The sequence below is a fragment of the Bacteroidota bacterium genome (assembly GCA_021300195.1).
Taxonomy (GTDB): Bacteria; Bacteroidota; Bacteroidia; order J057; family JAJTIE01; genus JAJTIE01.
Map to the genome: position 1 here is coordinate 19,535 of JAJTIE010000029.1, position 26,744 is coordinate 46,278.

Consider the following 26,744-nt stretch of genomic DNA (forward strand, 5'->3'; position numbering starts at 1 on the left):
AATGGGAAATTTTAAACCATTTCGCCTGGTTCGCGTTATATACGTCGATGTTAATACAACGAACACCCCTGGGGTTTGCGTGGGAGGCACTGGTGCCGTTTATGGCCGAGCCAACTCTGCGGCTGCACTACGACAAGTACTACCCCACCTACCTGAACAAGCTGAATGCCATCCTCAAAGTGAATCCCGGGCTGCAGTCTCTGCCCATCGAAAAGATGGTGGCCCACATGCGCCTGATGCCTGCCCCCATGCGCCGTACCCTGCGTAACTGTGGCGGCGGCCACCTGAACCATAGCTTATTCTACAGTTTGCTGAAACCGGGGGGCCCCCACCCAATCCCCCCCGAGCTGGAAGCGGTACTGAATGCGCGATTTGGTAGCCTGATGCGCTTCAAGGAGGAGTTTTCTGCCGCATCGGCAGGCCGATTTGGCTCGGGCTGGTGCTGGCTGGTATATGGCCCCGATGAGCTGTATCTCTACAGCACGGCCAACCAGGATCATCCCTACATGCCGCATGTGGAGCCGGGCGGCTATCCGCTCATTGGGTTAGACCTGTGGGAGCATGCCTACCTGTTCGACTTTGGCATCCGGCGGCCAGCCTACGTGCAGGCATTCTGGCAGGTGCTGAACTGGGAAGAGGTGTACTGCCGCTACCTGGAGGCCCAGAAACTGGCATTAACCGGCGGCCTGATCCCCCCATTGACACAGGATGAGCGTGCATGCCTGCGTAAGCAGTACGCACACCAGCCAGAGGAGCTGGAGCCAGAAGAGGACTAAGCCCGCCGCGGACCAGGTGGGCAGCAAGGTACTAGAGCCTGTGCTGATCGCGGATGTAGGCCAGCAGACCCGCAGTGCTGCGGTCCAGGATGGCGTACACTTCGTCGAATGCGTCGTCGGACAGGCTGTAGGGGTCGGGCACCTCGTCGCCATCCTGCCGGGGGTCGAAGGTGCGTATCATCAGTAGCTCGCTGTCGGTCTCACGTGTCTGCCTCAGCTGCTGTACGGCCGCATAGTTCAGTACGTCCATCACCACCAGGTATCGGAATGTGCGCACATCCCTGGGCCGGATCTGCCGCGCCCGGCCGGGGATCTCCAGCCCGTGCCTGGCTGCTACGGCTATGGACCGGCTGTCGGCTCGCTCGCCCTCATGCCAGCTGCCTGTGCCCGCGCTGTCTATCTCAAACTGATGCGCCAGGCCTGCTGCTTCCACCTTGGCTCTAAACAGAACCTCGGCCAGCGGGGAGCGGCAGATGTTTCCCATGCAGATAAACAAGACACCGACCATGGCACAAAAGTAGCGTTTTCGGCCCATTTGTGCCAGCCGTGCTAGCTTAGGCATCCGATGAGCAAGGACACATCATCGGGGGTATTGAAGCTGTGGAGGCAGATGCGCACCCGCTCTTGCCCCCGGGCTACGGTGGGGCTGCGCACAGGTAGTACCTGCACGGGGGCCAGTGCCTGCAGCAGCTGGGCCATATCTCCCCCCGCCAGTACCCCAAAGATGGGGCTGTCTCCACCCACAAAGGGGCGACCACTGGCCTGTAGCGCAGCCCGTAGCCGGCCCGTGTGCACCTGTAGTAGCTGGCGCTCGGCCTCTAGCCCCGGCAGCAGCTGGTAGGCCGCCTGCAGCGTATACAGCGTGTGTGCGGGGGGCGCTGTGGTGTAGATAAAGCTACGGCAGAAATTGACCAAATAGTCTCGCAGGGTAGTGCTGCCCAGCACAATGGCCCCATGGCTGCCCAGTGCCTTGCCAAAGGTGTATACCCGTGCCAGGCACCAGGGGGCAATGGCTGGGTGTGTAGCCAGGCCGCGCCCCTGTGGGCCCAGTATTCCGTTGCTGTGGGCCTCGTCTACCACCAGGCGTGCACCGGTGCGTGCGCACAGCTGGGCCAGGGCCCCCAGGGGGGCCGTGTCTCCCTCCATGCTGTATAGGGCCTCCACCGCTATCAGCACCCGGCCTGTGCCGGGCTGCGGTACGCGTGCCAGGCGTGCCTGCAGGTCGTCCAGGTCGTTGTGCCGAAAGCGAAAGGCCTGCGCCAGGCTCAGCCGGATGCCATCGCGCATGCTGGCATGTATGTGCTCGTCGTACAGGATGGTATCTCCCCGCCCGGCCAGTGCCTGGAATAGCCCCACATTGGCCTGATAGCCCGAGGCAAACAGCAGCCCCGCCTCTGCCCCATGGTAGGCGGCTATCTGTGCTTCTACCTGCATGGCCAGCTCGCTATTGCCCGCCAGTAGCCTGCTGCCTGTGCTGCCTGTGGGCGCATCCTGGGCCAGGTGGGTGTCCCAGTCTGGCTCTGTCATACGCGGCTAATCAGGATCGATACGGCATTTCCGCCAAAACCCACGCTATTGATCAGGATGCGCTGCACCTGGTCGGGCTCGGGTGCACGCATTTCCGACTCGAAGGGCACGGGGGGCAGGGGTTCGCCCTGCAGCAGCCCCAGGGCCACCAGCAGGCTTATGCCGGCCGAGGCTCCAAAGGTGTGGCCCGTGTACCATTTGGTGCTGTAGCGTGCGGGCATAAGGGTGCCGAATAGGCGGCCCAGGGCGGCCTGTTCGGCAGAATCGCCCACACGGGTGCCCGGGGCGTGCGCCAGCACCAGGTCTACGGCATCTGGCGTGCATCCGGCATCGGCCAGTGCTGCCTGCATACTGGCGTATAGGCAGTCGCCCGTGGGGGTAATACCCGTAGCACTGGGCACCCGCTCATTGCCAAACCCCAGGCCCAGGATGCGTGCCTGTGCCCCGGCGGTCTCCGTGGTCAGGGCAAACAGGGCGGCCCCCTCGCCCAATATCATCCCCCTGGCCTGGGCAGATAGGGGGCGGCAGGGCCAGGCGGTATAGGGTGCCTCGGCCGCAGCGTAGATGCCCAGTGCCTGCATCTGCGCCACTACAAAGGGGGTAAGCGGTGCCTCGGCCCCCCCGGCCAGGAAGCGGCTGACCATGCCGGCCCGCAGCCAGGCCACGGCATTGGCCAGGGCAAAACCAGCACTGCTACAGGTGATGCTGTGCGAAAAAACCGGGCCGTTGGTGGCCCCCAGCTGCTGCGCCAGCAGGGCCGCCAGCTGGCCCGCAGTGGTGGAAGGCGAAGCCTGTGAATGCGTATAGCCCTGGTCGATAAACTGCCGGTGGTGATACTCCAGCTGCTCGGTAGCACCCCGTGCGCTCCCTACGTTTATGCCCATGGCCGTGCCAGGTTCCCAGCCTGCGGCTGCCATGGCAGTCCGGGCTGCCAGCAGGGCCAGCAGGGCCGATCGGTCTGCCCGCGCCAGGGCGTGCGCTGCACGCAGCTCGGCCAGCTGGGCCGCCCTGTGTGGGCCCAGCTGCACTACCGAAACCCCCAGGTGCACATCTGCCTCGGGCTGTGTGCCATACAGCCCGCCGGCACCTACTATGTAGATTCCTGTTCCGCTTGCCATTTCTCCCAGGTACTCTCTACCCGGGTGCAAAGGTACTAGCTTTGGCGGTTTATGGGCGCCCTTGCTGCCTGCTATGTGGGCTTACCCATGTTTGCAAAATCGCGTGCGGATTTGATCGGCTTTGTGTACTTTTGCCCCGATAACTAATTGATAAAGCCATGCGTTTGAATTTAGCAAATCTGATGGGGGTAGCTATGCTTGTGGTACTGGGCCTGCCTGGTAGCGGTGCCTATGCGCAGAAGCAGCGAACCAAGGCAGAGCCCACACCTGCCCCGGCGGCCACATCAGCCCCAAGTAGCCGGAGCGAGCACATGCAGGTGTACAGCCTGGCGCGTTCGTACAACGACTTTCGGGCAGCGGCCAATGCCCTGTACTACGAGATAACCGCCCAGCCTGACAACATGGGCCTGAAGGACTCCCTCTCTGTGATGTTCTTCGCCATGGGGGCAAACCTGCAGGCCATCACCGTGGGTAATGAAGTGCTGGCCCAGCAGCCCGAAAACCAGCGTGTACTGGAGATTGTGGCTGTTTCGTACCAAAACATTGGAGCCGTAAAGGAGGCCCTGGATCATTATGAGCGGCTCTATAAACTGAGCGAATCCGCCTACCACCTGTACCAGATTGCGGTAATCCAGTATAGCCTGAAGCGCATGTTTGAGTGCGAACAGAGCCTGCAGCAGCTCCTCAATCACCCCCAGGCCGATGCCCAAAAGGTGCTGATTACCCTGGAGCAGAACCGGCAGCAAGAGGTGGTGGTAAAGGCAGCCGCCTACAATGTGCTGGGCGTGCTGCAGCGCGAGGCGGGAGACCTGGAAAAAGCCACGAAAAGCTTCGAGCAAGCCCTCGCCCTGGATAAGGACTTTGTCCTCCCCAAGGCTAACCTGGAGGATATGCAGAAAGCACCGAAGAAATAACGAGCATGAGGTTAAGCCGGATTCTACTTCTGTGCCAGCTGGCCCTGCTGCCCGGCGGGGTGGCTGTGGCCCAGTATGCGTGGGTACACCTGGCCGACAAGCAGGGAAGCACACTGGTACCTGCGGACTACTTCAGCCCGCAAGCCCAGCTGCGTAGGCAGCTGCTGGGCCTGCCAAGCCATGCGTATACCGACCTGCCCGTGCGGGCAGATTACCTGCAGCAGGTATCGGAGCGTGTGGATACGGTGTACTATGCCAGCCGGTGGCTGAACGCCCTGGCAGTGCGTGCCACAGAGGCCCAGCTGGCAGCCCTGGAGCAGCTGCCCGGTGTGCGCCTGGTAGACCGCTACCAGCTGGTGGCCGAGGCACAGCCCGCAGCACTTGGGGCCCGTATGAGTAGCCAGGTGGGCGCTATGGGCGATGATAATGAGAAAGCTGAGGCCTACCGGGCCTACCAGATGCAGCGCCTGGGCATGGATAGCCTGCGGGCGCACGGCCTGACAGGCAAGGGCGTTACCGTTGCGGTGTTCGACGCAGGCTTTCCGGAGGTAAACAAAGCTCCGGCTTTCTCGCACATGCGCATACTGAAAACCTGGGACTTTGTGGAGAGCACGGAAAATGTGTATGACCATAACGACCATGGCACCATGGTACTGAGCTGCATAGGCGGTATGGCAGCCAGCAAGCCCATTGGTCTGGCTACGGAGGCAAGCTTCCTGCTGGCCCGTACGGAAAAGGCCGTGGGAGAACCCTTTGAGGAGGAGGTGTGGTGGATGCAAGCTGCCGAGTGGGCCGACAAGGAAGGGGCCGACATAATCAGCAGCTCACTGGGCTATAACCGGCCCCGCTACCATCCGAGCCAGATGGATGGACGCAGCAGCTACGTGAGCCGGGCAGCCAATGTAGCCGCCAGCAAAGGCATATTGGTCATCAATGCTGCCGGAAATGAGGGCAGTAATAGCTGGAAATATCTGATAACACCTGCCGACGCAGACAGTGTGATGGCCGTGGGCGGCACCGACCCTACTACGGACTATGCCATTGGCTTTACCAGCTATGGCCCCACTGCCGATGGCCGGCTGAAGCCAAACGTATGTGCACCCGGCCATACTGCGGTGTACAATGGCGAGGAGCTGACCCTGGCATACGGCACCAGCTTTGCCGCGCCGCTGGTGGCGGGCTTTGCCGCATGTGCACGCCAGTACCTGCCCGGGTTGACGGCTATGGAGCTGAAGGCACGCATTGAGCGGACCGGGCACCTGGCGCCCTACTACGACTATGCCCACGGCTATGGCATACCGCAGGCACGCAAGCTGCTGCACGAAAATGCGCAGCCCGACACCACCGTGCGCATCCGGGTAAATGAGTACACAGAGGGTAAGCGCAAAGGCAAAAAATATCAGGAGGCCTACGCGCTGCTGGATCGGGTGCTACTCCCCGGAACTGACCAGCCCGGTATGATTTTTTACCACGTAGCCGACCAGGCAGGGGTACTGAAGGCGTTTTTTGTGGCACAGGTTACCGGTAAGGGTGTCATCAAGCTGAGCATCAATACCTACGATGCCAACTACCGCCTCGATCCTCAAACAGATGTTATTCGCTTCCATTATGAAGGTTTTACCCAAGCACTCCCCATCGGTCGGCATGATTAAGCCGGTTCTCATCCTGTTTCTGGCACTATGCGGTCCGGCGGCTGTAGGCCAGACCATTGTGCTGAGAGAAATTGTTCGCCTGCCAGACAGCGTGGACAATGAAGACGGACAATATAGGGCAAGTGGATCCCATTTTCTGGTGTCGAATTTTGGCTTCGGCTTTACCTACGGGGGTACCAGCGGGAACATCGAGGTAGACCCTACCAGTCGGGTTAGCCTGCATTATGGTCTGCAGTATCAGCTCCGCCACTTCTCTCGTCTCAGCAGCCTGTATGGCCTGCGCATAGCCACCACAGGCTACCGCTTTAATGAGGAGAAGAGCGAAAAGGTGTTTCCGGATTCCGTCGACTATCGAAAGCAAACGCTAAACCATGTAACCCTGGAACCCACCTTGGGCTTGCGTATTCACCTGAAGAAGCCCGATGAACAAAAGCTGGGAGCCTACCTGGATCTGGGTGCTTCGGCCCTGCTTACATTGGGCAATCGCCTGGTTACCCGCTTTGAGGATCCGCGAAATGGGAACGACATAGTAACACGGCGCGATATGCGCTTCTATCAGTCCACCTGGCTGAATTATGCTTTTTGGGGCCGCCTGGGCTGGAATGCTGTTTCGGTACACGTGCTCTACCGGCCCGAGGATCTATTCGATCAGGATGAGCTACCCGTTCAGCTGCCGAAGTACACGGTTTCGCTGGACTTCCTGATTGGTGCGGACGGCGACTAATCTTTCCGATAGGTGTGCACTTTCTGTGCTGTGCCCTAGTGGGTTGCTTTGCATTTTCCAGATGCATGCAAGCGCATAGGAAGTTTCCTTTTATCACTAGCTAACTTAAGCCCGGAGTGTGTGAGGACTTTTTGGTATCCGATCCTGTAGGGGGTATTTTCCTTAGCAGTGCGCTTTTTCTATCCCAGTCTTCAGGAATGTGCAGCAGCGCAGTTCTGGAACCGCCTACGCTACATACCCCGTCTAGGGAATAAAGAGGGCTGAAGGAAAGTTTGCCGCCCAGTGTGATGCTGATTTACGACCTCTCCGCATGGGGCAGCCTGCGCGGGTAGGTACCGCTCCGTACTAAGGCCGATTCTTGCCTAGTCTTGCGCAATGGAGTGCTGCTCCTTTACCTTCTTCTGTATCTCCATCAGGCCGTGGATCACCACCTCGGGTCGGGGCGGGCATCCGGGCAGATACACATCTACAGGCAGGAAGTTATCGCAGCCCTGCACTACGCCATACACGCGGTGCATACCGCCTGTGCTGGCACAGGCCCCCATGGCCATACACCACTTTGGGTCGGGCATCTGGTCCCACACACGCTTGATGGCGTGGACCATCTTGTAGGAGCACCAGCCAGCCACGATCATCAGGTCGGCCTGGCGAGGCGAGAAGCGCATTACCTCGCTACCAAAGCGGCTTGCGTCATACTTTGGGCCGGCAAAGGCCATCATCTCTATCGCGCAGCAGGCCAGGCCCATGGGCATAGGCCACATCGCATTGGCGCGTGCCCAGTTGGTCAGGGCATCCACGGTGGTGGTTACAAATCCGTTCTGTGCGAGTGCTTTTTCCAGTCCCATGTTCCTCTTTTATTTTTAGTAATACAATGGAAATGCTTGTTTGGTTTAGGTGCCGGCCTCCCCGGGTCTATGCGTTGTGGGGTGGGATGTTGCAGGGCTAGATTCTATACCACTTCTGCTCTTTTCACCACCCGCTGGCAGTGGCTAGTCCCAGTTGAAGCCGCCCTTTTTGTAGAGGTATATGTATCCCACAAACAGGATGAGTACAAAGGCACCCATCTCCAGTAGCGGGTATAGGCCAAACATGGCGGTCAGCTCCTTGTACTGCACGGCCCAGGGGTACATAAAGATCACCTCGATATCGAATATAATAAAGAGCATGGCTATCAGGTAGAACTTTACGCTGAAGCGGTCTCGGGCGCTACCTATGGGGTCCATGCCGCTCTCATAGGGCATCAGCTTCTTGTAGTTGGGCCTGCGTGGCCCCAGCAGCTGGTGCAGGATGGGTAGCGCAAGGCCCAGCAGGGCCGCTACGGCGAACATGACTACGAAGCCTAGATAATCCTGTAGCATAGGGGTAGGGTAATGATTGCAAAGCTATCGGCAATCGTGCAAATAGACAAGCATTTTTGTTTCATAAAACGGAAGATCCAGGGGCTGAGTGAGGGGGAACAGCTGGTACTGGCAGCCCGCCTCCTCCAGTTCGCCTCGAAAGTCGCCTCCTTTCAGGTACAGGATTCCGCGATCCAGGTTTCCGGGCCTGGGCTCGGTGGCCGTCAGTGGGGGTTTTAGGTGGGGCTTGGCCAGCTGTACAAAGGCGGGAAGACGGGTAACGGCCCTGCCCAGCACATAGTCGTAGCGTGCGGGGTGCTGCTCGGCGCGGCCCCATATAGCCTGCACATTGGCCAGGCCCAGCTGCTGGGCCATGTCTCTTACCGCGTCTATTTTTTTGCCTATGCTGTCCAGTAGGGTGAACTGCACCTGCGGGAATAGCAGGGCCAGGGGTAGGCCTGGCAGGCCGCCCCCGCAGCCTATGTCTAGCACCTGTGCGCCTGGTGCCGGCTGCCAGTATAGTGCAATAGACAGGCTGTGTAGCAGGTGGCGTTCGCTCAGGTTTTCCGCATCCTTGCGGCTCACCAGGTTTACGCGGGTGTTCCAGTCCAGAAAAGCAGTGGCTAGCTGACCCAGCTGCTGCAGCTGTGTCTCTGTCAGGCTGGGCAGGTAGCGCCCCAGGTCATTCGGTTGCATAGATGCGGGCATTAAAAAAGGCCGCCCAAAGCTGGCGACCTTTTCTTTTTGGTTCTGTTTTGGCCCAGGTTACAACAGGATTCCAGGTGTGCCTAGTTCTTGCTGAGGCTCATTACGGTCTCTACAGAAGTGAGCACGCGCTCGATCTTTACGCTCTGCACATCCTCCAGCCTACGCAGGCCGGTACGCTCCACCTCGCGGATGATATCCAGGTGGTTGATGATTTGGCGCAGTTCCAGTTGTGCCTGACCATCCTGTAGCTTACAGTGGGTCATTTCGGTATTCAGGAAACGCTTTGCCAGGAAAATGCGGTCTTGGAGTTCTTTCACGTTCATATCTACAGATAAAAAATTCGATAACTACTCGTAAGAGGAAACAAATATAACAACTTTTTAACCCAGATTCAATGTGAGCGCTGTTAATAGTCCTGAATATTACGTGAATGTTATATGAACGTGCGGTGCATTTTAGGGCAAAACGACCGGGTATCCCGGCTCGGCTCCGTGTTTTGCCATACGGCTCAGCTTGGGCCGCAGGAGCTGCTTGCGTAGGGGGCTTAGGTGATCGGTAAACAGGACGCCGCGTATGTGGTCATACTCGTGCTGAAACACACGTGCAGCCAGTCCGGTTAGCTGCTCATGCTGGGGCTGGAAGTTCTGATCCAGGTAGCGCACCTCAATGTCGGGCTGGCGGTGCACGGTTTCGCGTATGCCGGGTATGCTCAGGCAGCCTTCCTGAAAGCCCCAGGGCTTTCCGCTTTCATGCACCAGTTCCGGATTGATTACCACCCGGCGGTAGGTTTTCAGGAAGGTCTGCTCTTCTGTGTCCTCGGTACTCTCCGCCATGGCAGCGGCATCCACCACGAAGAGCAGCAGGTCTTGGCCTATCTGTGGGGCTGCCAGGCCTACGCCGCTGGCATGATACATGGTTTCGAACATGTTGTCGATCAACTGCTGTAGGCCGGGCATATCGGCCCCTACAGGGCGGCCCTGCTTGCGCAGTACTGGCTGGCCGTATAGGGTAATGGGTAGGATCATAGTTTATTGTTATTGAAGAAAATCCTGAAGCAAGATGGTGGCACTGATGCTGTTTTCCAGCATTTTATCCTGTTTCTGTTTCCGGCTGGCCTGCCCGGCATGCAGGGCCTGTTTGGCCAGCTTGCTCGTAAATCGTTCGTCTCGCAGGTGCAGCTGCACCTGGGGATACTCGGCCTGGAGGCGCGCTGCCAGTGCCCGTACCTGTTCGGTGATATGGGTGTCACTTCCGTCCATACGCGTGGGGTAGCCCAGCACAAGGGTGTCTACCTCTTGTGCTATCAGCCGCCGCAGCTGGGCATCCAGCTCGCGTGTGTGGCAGGCCGGCAGGGGCGTGGCTATCAGCCGCAGCGGGTCTGTCCAGGCCAGGCCGGTGCGCTTTTCTCCGTAGTCTATGGCCAGGGTACGCGGCATTGTGTGTAGGCTGCGGGCCGGCTGTATTGCCCACCGCGCTTTTGCAAAGATAGGCAGGCAAGGGCGTATCTGCGCTATTCTGGCACTAGCGTGGCCCTACAGGCGGCTCAGCAGGTCGGCTTTTTTCTCTTCGTACTCCAGCAGGTTTAGCCGCCCATCCTGAAAGCGCTGGGCCAGCAGGTCGATGGTGCGCAGCACTTCATCGCGTATCTCCAGCCACTGTACGGCCTCGGGGCTGTAGCCCGCATAGGTTTTGGGTGCCGCATCTTGCAGCAGGCTGTCTGCCTGGGGTGCATAGATCAGGTGGTCAAAGAAATCGGCCAGTAGCCGGGCATCTGCCTCGCTGTCGCAGCGGAAGTCTACGCCCGTCAGGTTTCCGCTGCTCATGTTTACCTGAAACTGTAGCACTTTGCCTTCGTGGCCAACGCCGCGCAGGTCCTGCAGGGCAAACTGACCCCGGGGGTGGTGGCAGTGTGTGGGCGTGAGCACCAGGCTGCCGCTGCTGCCCACCAGGCCGCCATAGCGGTAGAAGGCTTGTATCTCCTTCTGTCGTAGCCGGGTATAGTCATTCAGCACCTTGGCCAGGGGGCCATTGGGCAGCTGGGGCTGGCGGTACAGGCCGCGCTTTTCATCCAGGGGGAATTTACGTGCGATGAGGTCGCTAAACTCGGGTGTGTTCATAGAACCAGGGAAGCTTTGGGCGTTGGGATGGAAAGAGCCGGAATATACGCCAAATGGACATCGTGCCCGCCAGCAGGGGAACAGAAAAAGTGGGCGGGCTAATAGGTACGGCCCTTCCAGCGCACCCGGCCCGAAAAAGGGAAGTATAGCAGATACACAATCAGGTTTAGGGCCAGGTAGGGCTGGTAGAGGGGGAATAGCCACAGCAGACGCAGCTGCCGCAGGCGCACAGCTGCTGCCAGCAGCAGGGCCAGGTCTGCCAGGGCCTTGCCCACCAGCAGGGGCAGCCACACAGCCACGGGCAGCAGTACGGCCCCCAGCAGCAGGGCCAGGTGGCAGCCGCTGCTAAGGCCAAAGCTGGCCAGCGCATAGCGGGGGCCAGCCTGCCCACCCCGAAACCAGCGCTTGCGCTGGGCAAGCAGGGTGCCGAGGCTGCGGATGGGCTGGCTGCGCACCAGCAGCCAGGGGTGCATCTGCCAGCGCAGGCGGTAGCCCAGGGGGCGCACGGCCTCCCACAGCTTGTAGTCCTCGGTAAGGCTGAAGGGGATGTGCGCATAGCCGCCCGTCTGCCAGTACACGCTGGTGCGTATGGCCATATTGTTCCCTACGGGGCTGATGGGTAGGCCCAGGTCATTGAATCCCTTCATCAGGCTGATGCCCATTAGCCAATCTAGTGCTTGTAGCCGGGTGCCCAGGCCACGCCCCTGTACCAGGGTGGCCGCTGTTACCATACCCGTGCCCGCATCTGCAAAGCCCGCTGCCAGGCGTGCTGCCCACTGGGGTGGGTGCACCACATCGGCATCGGTAATGAGTATTAGCTCGCCCTGTGCGTGCGGCGCCAGCTGGGCCAGTACATTCTGCTTGCCCCCCTGGCCTGGCAGGCAGGTAGTTATGGCGTGGTAGTGCAGCTGTGCATGCTGCGCGGCATAGTGCTGCACAATCTGCGCCGTATGGTCCGTACTGGCATCATCGCCTAGGTGTATGTCCAGCAGCTGGGCGGGATACTGCTGCGCCAGCAGGCTCTCCAGGCAGGCGGCTATGTTTGCCTCCTCATTTCTGGCTGCCACCAGGATGCTGAGCTTCCGGCTGTAGTCTGGCTCCTCCACTTCTATCCGGCGCAGCAGCACCCCCGCCAGCACCAGCTGGTGCAGTACATAGGCCCCCACCAGGCCCAGCAGGATCCACCCGAAAACTACCAGCATGGGGTAGGGGTGGCGGTGTACAGGGGTGGGGCAGCTACTGCCATCAGGTCAGGGCTATGGGTTTCAGGTTCTGTGCCTGCAGGTAGTCCAGCAGCTCGGGCAATAGGGCCCGTAGCTTTACGGCACACTTCACGCTGTCGTGCAGCACAATGATGCTGCCCGCGCGGGTATGCCGCATCACGGCATCCAGGCAGTCGCTGGCACTGTAGCGGGGGTCAAAGTCGCGCGCCAGCACATCCCACATCACGATCCGGTACTGGCGCTGTATGGCCCACTTGGCAGGGATGTTCAGCTTGCCATACGGGGGGCGGAAAAGCTGGGCCTGCTGGCCTGTTACCCGCTGGATGATGCGCCGGGTGCGCGCCAGCTCCATCAGGTATTGGCGGGGGCCGGTCTTCCAGCCATTTGGGTGGTGGTAGGTGTGGTTGCCCAGCTGGTGGCCTTCGGCCACAATCTGCCTGGCCAGCTCGGGGTACTTGGCTACCCGGTGGCCCACCACAAAGAACGTGGCCTTGGCGCCGTAGGCACGCAGCACCTCTAGCACCCAGGGGGTGATGCCCGGCGTAGGCCCATCGTCAAAGGTAAGATAGACAGCCCCCGCGCTGTGTGGCTGCCGCCACTGCATGCGCGGAAACAGGTGCTGAACCCACAGGGGAGTGTGCGTGACAGACATGGACTAAATGTACGAATTTGCCCCCGTGCTGCAAAGCGGGAAAAGAATGTGCGGGTGTTTTGATTTCTGGTGAAACCAAATGCGATGCAGGCATCGTTTATTCCGGTATGAAAACAGTACTTTCGTTCGTTGCTCTTGGGGTGATCCTTGCCCTTATGCCTGGGGGTAGTGCCTTTGCCCAGGTAGAAAAAATGTACTACAAGGAAATAGCCAAGGAGCTGCACAAGCCTGGCGACAAGATAAAGGTGGTGAACCTGTGGGCTACCTGGTGCAAGCCCTGTGTGGCCGAGCTGCCGTACTTCGATGCCTATGCCCAGGCCCATGCCGACGAGATAGAGATGGTGCTGGTGTCGCTAGACTTCCCCGCAGACCAGGATTCTCGCCTGCCCGCCTTTCTGGAGAAGAAAGGCATAAAAAGCAGGGTGATTGCCGTAAGGGATACAGACCCGAATGACTGGATACCCCTGGTAAATCCTGGCTGGCAGGGTGCCATCCCGGCCACCTATATTGTGGACAAGAAGGGCAAGATTGTGGCCTTTCATAGCGCCAGCCTACAGGAAAAGGAGCTGGATGAGCTGGTAAAAAAACATCTGAACTAGAATCTGCATTGAGCTGTTCAGTACAACAAAAAAGCTAACCATGAAAACACTGATTCTGATGATAGCGGCCATGGGCGCACTTGCCTATGCCGGCCCCGGAAAGGGCTACCAGGTAGGCGACAAGGTGCGCGACTTTGAGCTGGAAAATGTGGATGGCAAGCTGGTGAAGCTGGCCGACTATGGCGACAAGAAGGCCCTGGTCGTGATCTTTACCTGCAACCACTGCCCCTACTCCAAGGCATACGAAAATCGGATTATCCAGCTACAGAAAGAATATGGAGAGGTGGCACCCGTGCTCGCTATCAACCCAAACGCCCCAACGGTGGAGGATGATAGCTACGAACAGATGAAGACACGTGCCAGGGAAAAAGGCTTCACCTTCCCCTACCTGCTGGACGCAGACCAGGCTGTCGCACAGCGTTTTGGCGCAGAGCGTACCCCCCACACCTACCTGCTGAAGCGGGTGGGAAAAGAGTGGGTAGTGGCCTACACCGGTGCGATAGATGACAACGCCGGAGATGAGGAAGGTGTGCAAAAAACCTACCTGGCCGATGCCATAGAGGCCGTAGCCGCCGGAAAAGCACCCGAGCAACCTAACACAAAAGCCATAGGCTGCACCATAAAGTGGCAGTAGGCTCTGCCTAATTTGTGTACAAATGCAAAAGGGGGCGCAGGCTCCCTTTTTTGTGTTTCTAGCTGGTAGCAGGCCAATGCTGGGCGTGCCGAAGACAGGCGGTAGCGCATGCCTACACAACCTGGCCAACGGAGTTTGTACGCTATTCGTATATTTACGCTAGTGGCAAAGAAAATCGCTCCCCCCAAGTCTACTCCTGTTTTCCGCGAGCGGCGCTCCTGGTCAGGTGTTAGTGGTTTTTTTCAGCAGCGGCCCCGCCTGGCGCGTGTGTTTATGCTGGTGGCCTTTGTGCTCGCTGTGGCCCTCATTTTTCCCCGCTATGGCTACCTTGGGCACGACTACAGCCTGGGCAAGCCCTGGCAGGAAGAGGATCTGATAGCGCCTTTTGACTTTGCCATTATGAAAAGCCCCCGCGTGCTGAATCAGGAAAGGCAGCAGGCGCTAGCCGGTGCATATGCCGTATTTCTGCTAAATCAGCCCCAGCTGGCAGAGAACCGTGCCCGGCTTGAAAATTACTTCGACCAGGCAGCCCAGATCAACATACAGGCACTGGAGCGAGGGCCCGACTCCATTCGATACCGCATTCAGCGCGAGCTGCGAAACCTGCGCCCGCATACCAATGCCAATACCCTGGTGCTGGTGCAACACCAGTATGGGGGGCTGCCAGCACTAAAGAAACGAGCGCTGGAGATCTATGACCGAATCTACCAGCTGGGTTATATAGACAGGAGCCCCGACGAAATACAAAGCCCCATGGTGAGCCTGCGCAGTACTGTAAGCCAGGAGATGGTGCTGGACAAGAAAGCACTGATAAGCCCGGCCAGCCTGCCCCTGCTGCTACAGCAGGAGACCCAGAACCTGAGTGCCCACGCGGCCGAACTGGTGCGCAATGCCCTGGCCAAGTGGGCCGAGCCTAATTACCTGTTCGACCTGCACCTGACACAGGAGGAGCAGGCCAATGCTCTCCGCTACGTAAGCCCCATCTCAGGAAAAATAGAGAAAGGACGGGTGATTATACGCCACGGAGAAATTGTAACCCCTACTGTAGACCGGCAGATACGCAGCCTGTATGACGTGAAGTACCACAAAATGGACTTTGCCAACTATCTGGCTACCCTGCTGGGCCAGATTATCCTGCTCAGCCTCCTGGCGGCTATTATGATCTTCTTCCTGCGCATCAACCGCCGAGAGATACACCGACGCACCAAGCGGGTAAGCATGATTTTCTTCATCTTCTTCCTCATGGTGCTGATCCTGTCGGCCATGAATGGCATGTCCGCCTACATAAGCGATACGTACGAAATCAACCTGCTGTACCTGGTGCCCCTTAGCATGGCAGCCATCATGCTTACCGTTTTTTTCGACGATCGGGTAGGCTTTCTGGGCAATATCCTGATAGCCAGCATGGCGGCTATTGCAAACCACAACAACTTCGAGATCTTCTTCGTCCAGTTCATAGCCGGCTCGGTAGCCGTATTCAACCTGAAGTTCCTGCGCAAGCGCCAGCAGTTCTTCCTCACCACCGGCTGGCTACTGCTGGCCTACACGTCTGCCTACCTGGCTTATCAGATCTATTTGAAGAGTGGGTTTAGCTCGGTAAACTACCAGAACCTGGTGCTCTTTGTGGTCAATGCCTTTTTTACCCTGGCTACCTATCCGGTCATCTACATCTTCGAGCGGCTATTCAACCTGTCGAGCGACCTCACGTACATGGAGCTGCTGGATACGGACCACCCCCTGCTGAAAGACCTGGCCATAAAGGCCCCCGGCACCTACCAGCACAGCCTGCAGGTGGCCAACCTATCCGAAGAGGCGGCCAAGAAAATTGGCGCAAATGCCCTACAAGTGCATGCCGCTGCCCTGTTTCACGACATAGGCAAAATCTATCAGCCCGAGTACTATACCGAGAACAAGGGCAGCGGCCCCAGCCCACACACCTTCCTGGAGCCACGGCAGAGTGCACAGATCATCATTAGCCACGTAACCCTGGGCGAAACCCTGGCCCGCGACTACCGCCTGCCCGAGGAGATGATCGACTTCATCCGCACCCACCATGGCTACAGCCGGGTAGAGTTTTTCTACCACAAATACATGAAAGACAACCCCGAGCAGCGGGGAAACAAAGTAATAGAGCGAGAGTTTCGTTATCCTGGCCCCCTGCCTACTACAAAGGAGCAAGCCATTGTGATGATAGCCGATAGCTGCGAGGCCGCCGCCCGTAGCCTGGATAACCCCACCAAGGAGGCGCTGGAAGAGATGATAGAGCGCATAGTGAACAGCAAGATAAACGACAACCAGCTGATACTGGCCAAGATAACCTTTAGAGATCTGACGATCATCAAGCGGGAGATCCTGCGCATTCTATCCAGCGTGTATCACCACCGGGTGAAGTACCCCGACCAGCAGCCTGCCGAGCAACCTGCCTAGGCCAGATCCTCTCGCGCTTACCAGCCCCCCCACGCCCATGCCCCATTCCGGCCCCAAGGCAGCGTATGCCGCACTCGTGCAGCCAGACACCCTCCTCTTTATGCAGCCACGCTGGCTGGACGCGGTGTGCCAGTGGGAGGCTGTGGTGGCTAAGGACAAAGGGGGGATGGCAGGCCTGGCCGTGCCCCGCATGCGCCGCTGGGGGCTGAGCCAGGCCGACAGGCCGCCGTTTACCCCCTACCTGGCCCCCGTCTTTCAGCCTGCCGATGGCACAGAAGCCAGCCGTGCATCCCGGTGCCAGGCCCAGCTGGTGCTGCAGCTGCTCAGCCAGCTCCCCCCCCGCGCCCGCTATCAGTTTCTGTTGCCCCCGGGCATGCCTGGCCTGGCCTTTCACCACGCCGGCTTTGGGCTCCACACCCGCTATACCTACCGGCTGAGCCTACAGGTGCCCGAGGCGCAACTGTGGAGCCAGCTGAAGAGCGAGCTGCGTACCCAGATACGCAAGGCTGAGCGCCAGCACCTGCTGCTGAATGTGGAGCCCAATCTTGCCGATTTTGGGGCACTGCTACAGGCATCGGATAATGCGGTGGCCGAGAAGGCGCGTGCCCTGCTGCCTGCCCGTGTGCTGGCGCTGCCAGGCGTGCACCGGCTGCTGATGGCCTACGATGCCCTGGGCACCCCCACTGCCTGTGTGCTACTGGTGCACGATGCCCATACGGTGTACCTGAACTACAGCTGTATCCGCAGCGCGCGGCAGGATACGGGCGTAAACGCCTGGCTACACTGGCAGGCCATACGCTGGGCGCAGGCTGCGGGCTATGCGTACTTCGACTTTGAGGGTAGCATGCTGCCTGCCGTAGGCCGCTTTTACGCACAGTTTGGGGGCGAACTGTGCCCCTACCTGCTTGCCACCCGGGCGGCGCACCCCCTTATGCGCCTGCGGCAGGCACTGGCTATACTGGGTGTGTAGGCCTGCGGTGCCTACAGGATGTAATGGCTCAGATCTTTCTGCTGCATTAGCCTGTCCAGTTTGGCTGCCACAAAGCCCGCATCGATGGTAAACGCGGGCGTGGGATCCAGGTCGGGCACCTGAAATAGAATGTCGTCCAGCAGGTTGCTCATCATGGTGTGCAGGCGGCGTGCACCGATGTTTTCCACCTCCTGGTTTACCTGAAAGGCAAAGCGAGCCAGGGCCTCGATGGCATCGGGCTGAAAGCGAATGCTCACCCCCTCGCTCTGCAGCAGTGCCTGATACTGCCGGGTGAGGGCATTCTGCGGCTGCGTCAGGATCTGCACAAAGTCTGCCTCTGTCAGGCTCTCCAGCTCTACACGTATCGGCAGGCGGCCCTGTAGCTCGGGTATCATGTCCGAGGGTTTGCTTACATGGAATGCCCCTGCTGCGATAAACAAGATATGGTCGGTATGCACGGTGCCATACTTGGTGTTCACCGCCGATCCTTCAATGATGGGCAGCAAATCTCGCTGCACTCCCTCGCGCGATACATCGGGGCCACCCCCACGTGCACCGCCTCCGGCCACCACTTTGTCTATCTCGTCTATAAAAATAATGCCACTGTTCTCAGCCCGCGCAATAGCCGTGCGCTGCACGCTTTCCATGTCTATCAGTTCCTGGGCCTGCTCCTCTGTCAGCAGCTGGCGGGCCTCTGCGATAGGCACTTTGCGTAGCTGTGTTTTTCGGGGCATCATATTGCTCAGCATATCCTGCAGGCCATCCAGGCCCTCCACTGCCCCGCCCCCCATGATCTGCACCTGGGGTTGTGGTGCCTTCAGCTCTATCTCTATCTCGCGGGTGTCCAGCTCGCCTTGTCGCAGCTTTTCTCGAAACTTTTCGCGCGTTCGTTCATTCAGCTCTGCATCACTGGCCCGGCCGGGATCAAAGGCGCGATCGGCAGGCTGGGTAAGCCCTATGCTTGGCCCCGTGGGGCGCATGGGGGGGATCAGCTTGTCCAGGATGATTTCTTCGGCCAGCGTGGCGGCTTTTTCGCGGCATTTGGCCTTTTCCTCTTCGCGCACCATGTTTATGGAGAACTCCACCAGGTCGCGCACCATGCTCTCCACATCCCGGCCCACATAGCCCACTTCGGTAAACTTGCTGGCCTCCACCTTGATAAAAGGTGCCTGGGCCAGCTGTGCCAGCCTGCGGGCTATCTCGGTCTTGCCCACGCCAGTGGCGCCTATCATCAGGATGTTGTTGGGCATAATCTCGCGCTGCAGCTCTGCCGGTGCCTGCATACGGCGCCAGCGGTTTCGCAGGGCAATGGCCACCGCCTTCTTGGCCGCCTTCTGGCCAATGATGAAGCGGTCCAGCTCGGCCACAATGTGGCTGGGTGTTAGTGCCTTATCCATTCTGGCAGCAGGTTGTTCAGCCAGGCAGGGTGCCCAGCAGGGTGTCTATCACTTCCAGGCCTTTGTCCAGGTCTTCGCGGGTGATGGTGAGGGTGGGGCGGAAGCGGATGCTGCGATCGGCGCAGCCCAGAAACAGTACATTGTGCTGCATGCCCTGGGTGATGAACTGATCTCGCAGGTGGCGATTCGGCAGGTCGAAGGCCACGATCAGCCCACGGCCTCGCACATTGGTTACCCCCTTGTGCCTGGCGGCCAGTAGCTGCAGTTGGTCCGTAAAGTATTGGCCCTGTAGTGCCACGTGGTCCAGCACCTGGTCTGCTTCCATTACCTTCAGGATCTGCGAGGCCCGCACCATGTCTACCAGATTGCCCCCCCAAGTAGAGTTGATGCGGCTGGGCACGCGGAATACGTTGGTCTCCACCTCGTCCACCCTGGGGCCTGCCAGTATGCCACATACCTGCATCTTTTTGCCAAAAGAAATGATGTCTGGCCGTGCATTGGGGCCAAAGTGCTGATGCGCCCAGAATTTTCCGGTGGCACCCATCCCCATTTGTACCTCGTCGTAGATCAGCAGTGCCTCGTTCTCGTCGCACAGGCGGCGCAGCTGCTCCATGTACACCGTGCGGAAGTGGTTGTCTCCCCCCTCGCCCTGTATCGGCTCTATGATTACGGCCGCAATCTCGTCTTTGTATTCACGGAAGGCCCGCTCTATCTGGCGGAGGCTCAGGGCTTCGGCCTTGGCTACGTCTGCCAGGCTGGCCTCGTCCAGGGGGAAGCGCAGCTTGGGGTTCAGCACCCGGGGCCAGTCAAATTTGGCAAAGTACTTTACCTTCGTTGGGTCGGTATTGGTTACGCTCATGGTGTAGCCCGAGCGGCCGTGGAAGGCCTCGCGGAAGTGCAGGATGCGCGTTCCTTTCTCGTAGGTGTAGCCTTTTTCAAAGTTCTTTTGCACCTTCCAGTCCATCGCCACTTTCATGGCGTTCTCCACCGCCAGTGCACCCCCGGCTACAAAAAAAGCATGGGGCAGGTAGTCGGGGATGCCTACCCGGCCAAAGGTTTCCACAAAGTCTGCATACTGCTCGGTATACACATCGCTGTTGCTGGGGTTGCCCAGGGCTGCAAGCAGCAGGTTGTCCATGAAGGCTTTGTCCTCCTTCAGCCCAGGATGGTTGTAGCCCAGGGGAATGGTGGCAAAACAGGTGAAGAAATCGAGCAACTCGCGCTGGCCCAGCGAGTCATACACATAGGAACCATGGCTGCGCTCCAGGTCCATTACGATATTCATGCCATCTGCCAGTATATGGCTACCTAACACTTTCTTTACTTCAGCTGGATTCATACCTGTTTTTACCATGTTTTCTCAAAGTTACGTAAACAAAAATAAGCCAAAAAGGGCCAAATGCCATACCGGCTTTTTTTCGTGCACCGCCCTTCTCCATAGATTTGGCGGGCCCATTAGTGGAATTTAGGCTGAAGAGCAGGTTCGCTAGTGCCTTTTTTAACAGCAGGCAATCTGTTTTTCAAAAAAAATATTTCTGCTTTCTCACTCCGGCACCTTGCCTGGGTTCAGGGGGCGCTAGCGAGGGGTAGGTTTTGTGCTTGCTTGGCATACGTAGCCTTTGGTCTGGCCAACGGATGGGTTAATCGAATAAAATAACAAAAGCTGTATTTTCAGCCCATATTCGTATCACTGACTCGGTACCTGCGGAGATCAACAATAACGCAACAACTACTCTACTGTCTGGAAGTGTAAGATAAGTCCGTAAACCTGGTTTGCGGACTTTCTTTTTGCGGCAATTGCCGGCAAGGTAGCGCTTTATACTTCAGAGCCCGTGTGCCACCCGCGTGCTCATTGTCTCGCATGTTTACCAGGACTGCAGGTAGAATACCACGCGTCGGTTTTGCTGTCTTTCTGATTCCGTATCGTTTCCGGCTATGGGTAGCTGTGCCCCCCTGCCACGGGTCTGTAGCCGGTCTGGCCGCACGCCCTGTGTCAGCAGCCACTGGCGCACAGCCTCGGCCCGCTGCTCGCTCAGCTGCTGGTTGTAGGCTGGGTTGCCTACTGCATCGGTGTGGCCCTCTATTAGTAGCCGGATGTGTGGGTAGGCTGCCAGCAGGCGCAGCAGCAGGTGCAGCTCGGTCTGGCTTTCGGGCCGCAGGCTGGCTTTGTCGAAATCAAAAAACAGGTTGTGCAGGGTAAATGAGGCCCCGGTAGCCACCGGCTGTAGCTGTATGGTCAGCGTATCGGAGCGGCCATAGGCTGTGTCGGGCTCATAGTGTAGGCTGTGTGGCAGGTAGCCCTCGGCCTCGGTAAGTACGGCGTATTTCTTTCCGGTGGGGATGGCAGTCAGGAAGTTGCCCATCAGGGTGCGCAGGCTGCGCACTGTATCGCCGCGTGCCAGGTCTATAATGGACACCCGGGCTTCGCTGTCGGCCCCGGTGGCTATGCGCCCCTTCAGGTAGAAGGTGCTGCGTGGGCGGATGCGTGCATCCAGCGGGGTACGGTACAGGTCCTGGCGGCCATAGCCCCCCAGGCGGTCGCTGTTCAGGTAGGCCGTAGTGCCGGCTGCATTGACGAAGAGGTCGAATTCATCCCAGGGGGTATTGAGGGGATATCCCAGGTTCTGCGGGCGCTGCCATTGCCCGCCAGGGGCCCGCCTGCTTAGGAAGAGGTCGAACCCCCCGAAGCCATCGTGCCAGTTGCTGCTGAAGTACAGGGTGCTGTCATCGGGGTGCATAAATACGTCAAACTCGTCTCCGGGTGTATTCAGGCTGGTACCGGCATTTTGGGGTTCGGTCCAGCTGGTATCCTGGCGGTGGCTATACCAAATGTCGAAGCCCCCGTATCCGCCCGGTCTGTCCGATATGAAGTAGAGGGTCTGTCCGTCGGCACTCAGGCTGGGCCAGCTGTCGCAGTAGTCGCCATTCAGCGGCCCTGGCAGGGCCTGGGGCATCTGCCAGCCCGCCCGCGTCCGCAGGCTTTGGTACAGGTCGCAGTTGTAGCGCCCATCGCCGCGCCGCAGCGGGTGCCGGCCAAACACCAGCTGCTGCCCATCGGGGCTCAGGCAGAATTCTTTTTCGTGGCTTAGGCTATTCACGGGCCGCCCCAGGTTGGTGGCGGGCAGCCAGGCACCGCCCTGCCACCGGCTGGCATAGAAGTCTGAGCCATAGTCCTGATACACCCCCTCCAGGTAGCCGCCCAGGCAGCCCTCGCGGTGGCTGTTGAAATACAGCTGCCGGTCGTCAGCTGTCAGGCAGGCGTTGTAGTCCTCGCCAGGCCCATTTAGGGCAGCGCCCAGGTTTACGGGGGCAAAGGCCACCGAATCGGCCAGGTGTGCCAGGGCCCACTCCGCCTTGCGTCGGTTTTGCCGCACCAGTTCCTTTTGTTCATGGTCGCTTGTGCGCGCGTTCAGAAAGCGCCCGTAGTGGTAGTAGGCCTGTGCATAGTCCAGGTTGAACAAGTAGGCATCGCCCAGATAGAGGTGTAGTACCGGGTTCCACAGGCTGTCGAGCCGGTAGGCCTGCTGCAGGGGCTCCAGGCTTTCATCATGCAGGCCCAGCTGCTTCAGGCACAGGCCCAGGCTTAGCTGTGCGGGAAACCGATTGGGCTCCTCGGCCACCGCCTGCCGGTACAGGGGCAGGGCCCGCGTATAGTCTCCCTGCTGAAAGTAGTTCCAGGCCTGCTGCTCCGCAGTCCCGGGTGCCTGTGCCAGTAGGGTAGGGGGGAGCAGGAGCCAGAGCAGCAGGGCAGGCAGGGGGCAGTTCATCATGTGTGCAGGGGTGGGGCAGATGTGGGTTTTGGGTTAGTTTGCCAGAATCAGAAACTCGGTACGGCGGTTGCGGGCACGGCCCTCGGCGGTGCTGTTGTCGGCCACCGGCTTGGCCTCTCCGTAGCCCTTGGCCTGCGTCCGCTCCTCGGCTATACCCGCCTGGATGAGCCAGGTTCGTACCGCCTCTGCCCGCCGCTGGCTCAGGTCCAGGTTGTAGGCCGGGCTGCCATCCGCGTCTGTGTGGCCCGAGATTTGTACCCGAACGCCCGGGTGCAGCTCCATGAAGCGTGCCACGGCCTGCAGTTCGGGGGTGCTGGTGGCCAGCAGTTCGGCCTTGTCCACCTCAAAGAACACATTGTCCAGGCGCACCAGTGCCCCTGCCACCAGCGGCTGCAGCTGTATCTCTAGCCCCACATAGGCCCCTTGGGGCTGGGCGGGCACTGCAAAGTGCTGGCTGTGGAATAGGTAGCCATTCTGCTCTATGTGGGCGGCATAGTCCGTACCCAGGGGCAGGCTTAGCAGGAACTCGCCCGTAGCGGCATTGCTCTCCACGCTGCGCACCGGGTAGCCGTCGCTCAGGCGGCGAAACTGGATGAGGGCCTGTACGGGCTGGCCAGTTTTTTGGTTTCGCACCCGGCCCTTTACGTAGGTTCCCGGCTTGGGGCGGATGCGCTCATCCAGCACAAACTGGTAAATATCGCTGCCACCCGGCCCGCCCGCACGGGTAGTGCCTATGTAGCCTACCTCGCCCCGGGTATTCACCACCAGTGCCTGTTCATCCGCTTCGGTATTCAGGGGGTAGCCCAGGTTTCTCGGTTCGCTCCAGCTGCTGTCGGGCAGCAGGCTAGCCATAAACAGGTCGATGCCCCCTGCGCCCGGGTGGTAGTCGCTGCTGAAGTACAGGGTTTGTCCATCCGCAGCCAGGAAGGGATAAAACTCATCTCCCGGCGTGTTGATGGGTGCGCCCAGGTTATTGGGAGGCATCCAGCTTCCGTCGGCTGTGCGCTGGCTGTACCAGATGTCGTGCCCCCCTAGCCCCCCGGGCCGGTTGCTTACAAAATAGAGGTGCTGGCCATCGGGGCTCAGGCAGGGTTGGCTGTCCCAGTGCGGGCTGTTTAGTACGGCGCTCATGTTTTGGGGTTCGGTCCAGCGCTGGCCTATCAGGCGCGCCACATACAGGTCGCAGCTACCCTCTCCGTCGCGGCGGCTGCAGCCGGTAAAGTACACCCACTGCCCATCCTGGCTAAAGCAGGCCGCCCCCTCGCTTTTATCCGTGTTGATGGGCGGCCCCAGGTTTACGGCTGTTTGCCAGCTGCCGTCGGCGTTCCGGCGTGCCCAGTAGAAGTCTTCGTTATAGCCCTGTGCCAGCCGGTCGTAGCCCCCCAGATTGCCCTCGCGGCGGCTGGTGAAGAAGAGCGTCTGTTCGTCTGCCGTTAGCTGCGGCATGTACTCATCGCCCGGGCTGTTTATTCCGCTGCCCAGCAGCCGGGGCTCGAAGCGGATGCTATCCTGGCGTATGCGTACGGCAAAGTCCAGTTTCTTCAGCATCTGTTCGCCCCGCTGCTGCTGGGCGGGTGTCAGGCTGGGCAGGGCCAGCAGGCTTTGTGCCTGCTGGCGCGCCTGCACATACTGGCCCTGGCCGGTGTACAGCTCGGCCAGCCACAGGTGGGCCGAGCCAAACGCGGCTTCGCCGGGCCTGAGTGCCAGGGCCTGGCTCAGGTGCTGGATGGCCTGGGGTATATGCGGGCTTTTCAGGTCGCCTGGCCGGATCAGCTCATAGTGGATGTAGCCCAGCTGGAAGTGGGCATGGGCAAAGCCGGGCTCCAGGGCCAGGGCCTCTTCCATCATCTGCCGGGCCGTCTCGTATCGGCGTGCGCGCAGTGCCAGGCTGGCCGTCTCGTATTTTTCCAGGGCTTTTTTGCTTTTTATGCCGTAGTAACTGGGTTTCTGGGCCACGGCTGTGCCTGCCAGCAGCAGTGCCAGCAGGAGGCACCGTACCAAGCTACAGGCTGCAAAGCCATGACCCCATGCTAGCTGTTTCATTCCGTAAATATAGCCCCTGCGGAACAGGGATGCTGGGTGCAGCCAAATATTCCGGGCATCGGGCACCGCAGCTGCGCCTGTAATACCCCCCCCCGTGCATGAACTTTTGGTGAAATCTACTTGCCTTATTGACACAAGGCAGGGATTGTCCCTATTTTGCTATACTCAAGAAGAACATGAAGCACCCCCGGCTTACTCTCCTAGCCCTACTGCTGCTAAACAGCGTGCTGAGTACCGCTCACGCCCAGCCTACTATCGAGTGGGATAGAACTCTGGGGGGGAGTGGTACTGATTTTTTGGCTGACTTTTGGCTGACTGCTGATGGTGGCTACATCCTGGGCGGATCGTCTCAATCTAACACCAGCGGAGAGAAAAGTGAAGACGGTCGAGGCGACTGGGATGTATGGGTGATGAAGCTAAACGCAGACAGAACCATACAATGGCAAAGAACTCTGGGAGGAAATAAATATGACGCTCTGTGTGACTTTTATCAGACAGTTGACGGCGGCTACATCTTGGGCGGAACTTCTAGCTCCAATGTCAGTGGCGAGAAGACCGAAAATAGCCGAGGTGGAAGCGATTATTGGGTCATAAAGTTGAGTGCAACTGGGACTATAGAATGGCAAAGAACCTTGGGAGGAAATGATTTGGACGAGCTAAATTCACTTTCTCCTACTGCGGATGGCGGCTATATACTGGGGGGCCGGTCCAGCTCCAATGTCAGTGGCGAGAAGACCGAAAACAGCCGAGGTGCAAACGATTATTGGGTCATAAAGTTGAGTGCAACTGGGACTATAGAATGGCAAAAGACCCTGGGTGGGAGCTCCCCGGATATGCTAAGATCCGTTCAGCAGACGACTGACGGCGGCTACATCTTGGGCGGAACTTCTAGCTCCAATGTCAGTGGCGAGAAGACCGAAAATAGCCGAGGTGGAAGCGATTATTGGGTCATAAAGTTGAGTGCAACTGGGACTATAGAATGGCAAAAGACCCTGGGCGGAAGCGCCAACGACGCGTTATATCCCGTTCGGCAGACCTCCGACGGCGGCTACATCCTGGGTGGAGAGTCTATTTCCAACTCCAGTGGTGAGAAGACCCAAAATAGCCGGGGTGGCTATGACTATTGGGTAGTGAAGCTGAGTGCAACCGGTAACATTGAGTGGGATAGAACGCTTGGCGGTTCAGAGTGGGATTTACCAAGAATGCTCTGGCAAACTAGCGACGGCGGGTATATTCTGGGTGGAGAGTCTTTCTCTGACATCAGCGGCGAGAAGACCGAGAACAGTCGAGGTGAGCAGGATGGCTGGTTGATAAAGCTGGATGCTGCCGGCAACAAAGTATGGGATAAGACACTGGGCGGAAGTAAGGGGGATGGGTTTGGTTTATTTCAGCTAGCTGTAGACGGCGGGTATATTTTGGGTGGATGGTCTTCCTCTGACATCAGCGGCGAGAAGACCGAGAATAGTCGAGGTGGCTCTGACTACTGGCTCGTAAAGCTATGCGATACGCCTATAAAGCCCACCTTGGGCCCCGACTTCGCCATGGCCTGCCCCGGTTCCGAGCCCGACACCCTACGCACCGATGAGATAGCCGGCCTGGACTACCACTGGTACCGCGTATCCGGCCCGGGTAGCGAAACCCCGCTGGCAGGCGACGCGCACGAGCTGGAAGTACTCAGCCCCGGCACCTACATCGTAGAGGTAGAAAATGACTGCGGCCTCACTGAACGAGACACCGTGGTGGTAAGCGAAAGCGCCCACCCCGATGCCAGCAGTTTACTACCCGAGACTGCCGAATTATGTAGTGGCCCCGTTACCCTTGGCCCTGAAGTGAGCATTACGACCTATACCTTTGGCTGGGAAGACCTGGGCTGGGGCGGGATTAGCCCTCGTACCTTTACCGAGCCCGGCACCTATATTCTTCGGGTGATAGAGTTTTCTGCCCCCGACTGCCCCGGCTACGATACCGTAGTGGTATCCGGCGGCAGCGCCCCTACTAAGCCCACCCTAGGCCCCGACCGCCCCTGGTGCCGCTGGACAGACCAGAACGCCAACGACCCCGCCTATCCCCCCGCTGCCAGCAACCCCAGCCTGGCGGGCCCCGTGGGTAGCCTGCTCACCTACACGTGGTGGCGGAATGGCACCGAGCTGACCAGC

25 protein-coding genes and 1 pseudogene are annotated in these 26,744 nt (G+C 59.1%); 9 read left to right on the forward strand and 17 right to left on the reverse strand.

The window, feature by feature from the left end; translation table 11 throughout:
* Positions 1-47: 47 nt before the first annotated feature.
* Positions 48-776, forward strand: a complete 729-nt coding sequence (locus LW884_07280; GenBank protein ID MCE3008128.1) for a superoxide dismutase — start codon at positions 48-50, stop codon at positions 774-776.
* 31 nt (positions 777-807) lie between these two features.
* Here LW884_07280 and LW884_07285 read toward each other — a convergent pair whose 3' ends face one another.
* The 3 genes from LW884_07285 to LW884_07295 all read right to left on the reverse strand — a co-directional run bounded on the left by LW884_07285 (position 808) and on the right by LW884_07295 (position 3,421).
* The gene (locus LW884_07285) at positions 808-1,260 is read right to left on the reverse strand and encodes a low molecular weight phosphotyrosine protein phosphatase (GenBank protein MCE3008129.1); all 453 of its coding nucleotides are present in this window, start codon (positions 1,258-1,260) and stop codon (positions 808-810) included.
* Positions 1,261-1,325: 65 nt separating this feature from the next.
* The gene (locus LW884_07290; GenBank protein ID MCE3008130.1) at positions 1,326-2,303 is read right to left on the reverse strand and encodes a pyridoxal phosphate-dependent aminotransferase family protein; all 978 of its coding nucleotides are present in this window, start codon (positions 2,301-2,303) and stop codon (positions 1,326-1,328) included.
* Positions 2,300-3,421 (reverse strand): beta-ketoacyl synthase, encoded by a 1,122-nt coding sequence (locus tag LW884_07295; GenBank protein ID MCE3008131.1) that lies wholly within the window; start codon positions 3,419-3,421, stop codon positions 2,300-2,302. The genes LW884_07290 and LW884_07295 overlap by 4 nt, the downstream gene beginning before the upstream one ends.
* Positions 3,422-3,615: 194 nt before the next feature.
* On the opposite strand from LW884_07295, the gene LW884_07300 reads away from it, so the two are divergent.
* Genes LW884_07300 through LW884_07310 form a run of 3 tightly spaced genes read left to right on the forward strand, consistent with a single transcriptional unit; the run spans position 3,616 to position 6,711 of the window.
* Positions 3,616-4,335, forward strand: coding sequence for a tetratricopeptide repeat protein (locus LW884_07300; protein MCE3008132.1), 720 nt, complete (start codon positions 3,616-3,618; stop codon positions 4,333-4,335).
* A 5-nt stretch (positions 4,336-4,340) separates the two neighbouring features.
* Positions 4,341-5,987, forward strand: coding sequence for a S8 family serine peptidase (locus LW884_07305; protein ID MCE3008133.1), 1,647 nt, complete (start codon positions 4,341-4,343; stop codon positions 5,985-5,987).
* Entirely contained in the window at positions 5,980-6,711 is a 732-nt protein-coding gene (locus tag LW884_07310; protein ID MCE3008134.1) for a hypothetical protein, read from the forward strand. Before LW884_07305 ends, LW884_07310 begins: the two co-directional genes overlap by 8 nt.
* 362 nt (positions 6,712-7,073) lie before the next feature.
* Here the strand turns inward: LW884_07310 and nuoB are convergent, their stop codons facing one another.
* The 9 genes from nuoB to LW884_07355 all read right to left on the reverse strand — a co-directional run bounded on the left by nuoB (position 7,074) and on the right by LW884_07355 (position 12,748).
* Positions 7,074-7,556: an NADH-quinone oxidoreductase subunit NuoB gene (gene nuoB / locus LW884_07315; protein MCE3008135.1), complete on the reverse strand. Its 483-nt coding sequence runs from the start codon at positions 7,554-7,556 to the stop codon at positions 7,074-7,076.
* 144 nt (positions 7,557-7,700) lie between these two features.
* Entirely contained in the window at positions 7,701-8,069 is a 369-nt protein-coding gene (locus LW884_07320) for an NADH-quinone oxidoreductase subunit A (GenBank protein MCE3008136.1), read from the reverse strand.
* A gap of 24 nt (positions 8,070-8,093) precedes the next feature.
* Positions 8,094-8,744, reverse strand: coding sequence for a 16S rRNA (guanine(527)-N(7))-methyltransferase RsmG (gene rsmG, locus LW884_07325; protein ID MCE3008137.1), 651 nt, complete (start codon positions 8,742-8,744; stop codon positions 8,094-8,096).
* 92 nt (positions 8,745-8,836) lie between these two features.
* Positions 8,837-9,079, reverse strand: coding sequence for a hypothetical protein (locus LW884_07330; protein MCE3008138.1), 243 nt, complete (start codon positions 9,077-9,079; stop codon positions 8,837-8,839).
* Positions 9,080-9,211: 132 nt separating this feature from the next.
* Positions 9,212-9,781 carry a peptide deformylase gene (gene def / locus LW884_07335; GenBank protein MCE3008139.1) on the reverse strand — a complete coding sequence of 190 codons (570 nt, stop codon included), beginning with the start codon at positions 9,779-9,781 and terminating at the stop codon, positions 9,212-9,214.
* A gap of 9 nt (positions 9,782-9,790) precedes the next feature.
* Positions 9,791-10,192, reverse strand: coding sequence for a Holliday junction resolvase RuvX (gene ruvX, locus LW884_07340; GenBank protein MCE3008140.1), 402 nt, complete (start codon positions 10,190-10,192; stop codon positions 9,791-9,793).
* Between the two features lie 96 nt (positions 10,193-10,288).
* The gene (locus tag LW884_07345) at positions 10,289-10,873 is read right to left on the reverse strand and encodes a hypothetical protein (GenBank protein ID MCE3008141.1); all 585 of its coding nucleotides are present in this window, start codon (positions 10,871-10,873) and stop codon (positions 10,289-10,291) included.
* Positions 10,874-10,971: 98 nt separating this feature from the next.
* A complete protein-coding gene (locus LW884_07350; GenBank protein ID MCE3008142.1) occupies positions 10,972-12,075 on the reverse strand; it encodes a glycosyltransferase in 1,104 nt (367 codons plus the stop codon).
* A gap of 43 nt (positions 12,076-12,118) precedes the next feature.
* Complete coding sequence (locus tag LW884_07355; protein MCE3008143.1) at positions 12,119-12,748, reverse strand: polysaccharide deacetylase family protein; 630 nt, start codon at positions 12,746-12,748, stop codon at positions 12,119-12,121.
* Positions 12,749-12,855: 107 nt separating this feature from the next.
* Here LW884_07355 and LW884_07360 point away from each other — a divergent pair, with 107 nt between their 5' ends.
* The 4 genes from LW884_07360 (at position 12,856) to LW884_07375 (ending at position 17,378) form a co-directional block, all read left to right on the forward strand.
* Positions 12,856-13,347 carry a TlpA family protein disulfide reductase gene (locus LW884_07360; GenBank protein ID MCE3008144.1) on the forward strand — a complete coding sequence of 164 codons (492 nt, stop codon included), beginning with the start codon at positions 12,856-12,858 and terminating at the stop codon, positions 13,345-13,347.
* Positions 13,348-13,387: 40 nt separating this feature from the next.
* Complete coding sequence (locus LW884_07365) at positions 13,388-13,981, forward strand: thioredoxin family protein (protein MCE3008145.1); 594 nt, start codon at positions 13,388-13,390, stop codon at positions 13,979-13,981.
* Positions 13,982-14,143: 162 nt separating this feature from the next.
* Entirely contained in the window at positions 14,144-16,408 is a 2,265-nt protein-coding gene (locus LW884_07370; GenBank protein MCE3008146.1) for an HDIG domain-containing protein, read from the forward strand.
* Between the two features lie 37 nt (positions 16,409-16,445).
* On the forward strand, positions 16,446-17,378 hold the full coding sequence (locus LW884_07375; protein MCE3008147.1) for a GNAT family N-acetyltransferase: 933 nt from the start codon (positions 16,446-16,448) through the stop codon (positions 17,376-17,378).
* 11 nt (positions 17,379-17,389) lie between these two features.
* Here the strand turns inward: LW884_07375 and hslU are convergent, their stop codons facing one another.
* The 5 genes and pseudogenes from hslU to LW884_07400 form a co-directional block, all read right to left on the reverse strand.
* On the reverse strand, positions 17,390-18,775 hold the full coding sequence (gene hslU, locus LW884_07380; GenBank protein MCE3008148.1) for an ATP-dependent protease ATPase subunit HslU: 1,386 nt from the start codon (positions 18,773-18,775) through the stop codon (positions 17,390-17,392).
* Between the two features lie 16 nt (positions 18,776-18,791).
* Positions 18,792-20,114 carry an L-lysine 6-transaminase gene (gene lat / locus LW884_07385; protein ID MCE3008149.1) on the reverse strand — a complete coding sequence of 441 codons (1,323 nt, stop codon included), beginning with the start codon at positions 20,112-20,114 and terminating at the stop codon, positions 18,792-18,794.
* Between the two features lie 526 nt (positions 20,115-20,640).
* On the reverse strand, positions 20,641-21,138 hold the full coding sequence (locus LW884_07390) for an OmpA family protein (protein MCE3008150.1): 498 nt from the start codon (positions 21,136-21,138) through the stop codon (positions 20,641-20,643).
* Positions 21,139-22,341: 1,203 nt separating this feature from the next.
* Positions 22,342-22,542, reverse strand: a pseudogene (locus LW884_07395) (hypothetical protein).
* Between the two features lie 36 nt (positions 22,543-22,578).
* Positions 22,579-24,588, reverse strand: coding sequence for an OmpA family protein (locus tag LW884_07400; GenBank protein MCE3008151.1), 2,010 nt, complete (start codon positions 24,586-24,588; stop codon positions 22,579-22,581).
* An 833-nt stretch (positions 24,589-25,421) separates the two neighbouring features.
* Between LW884_07400 and LW884_07405 the strand changes: the two genes are divergently transcribed.
* Positions 25,422-26,744: hypothetical protein (locus LW884_07405; GenBank protein MCE3008152.1), on the forward strand; the 1,323-nt coding region annotated here is incomplete at its 3' end.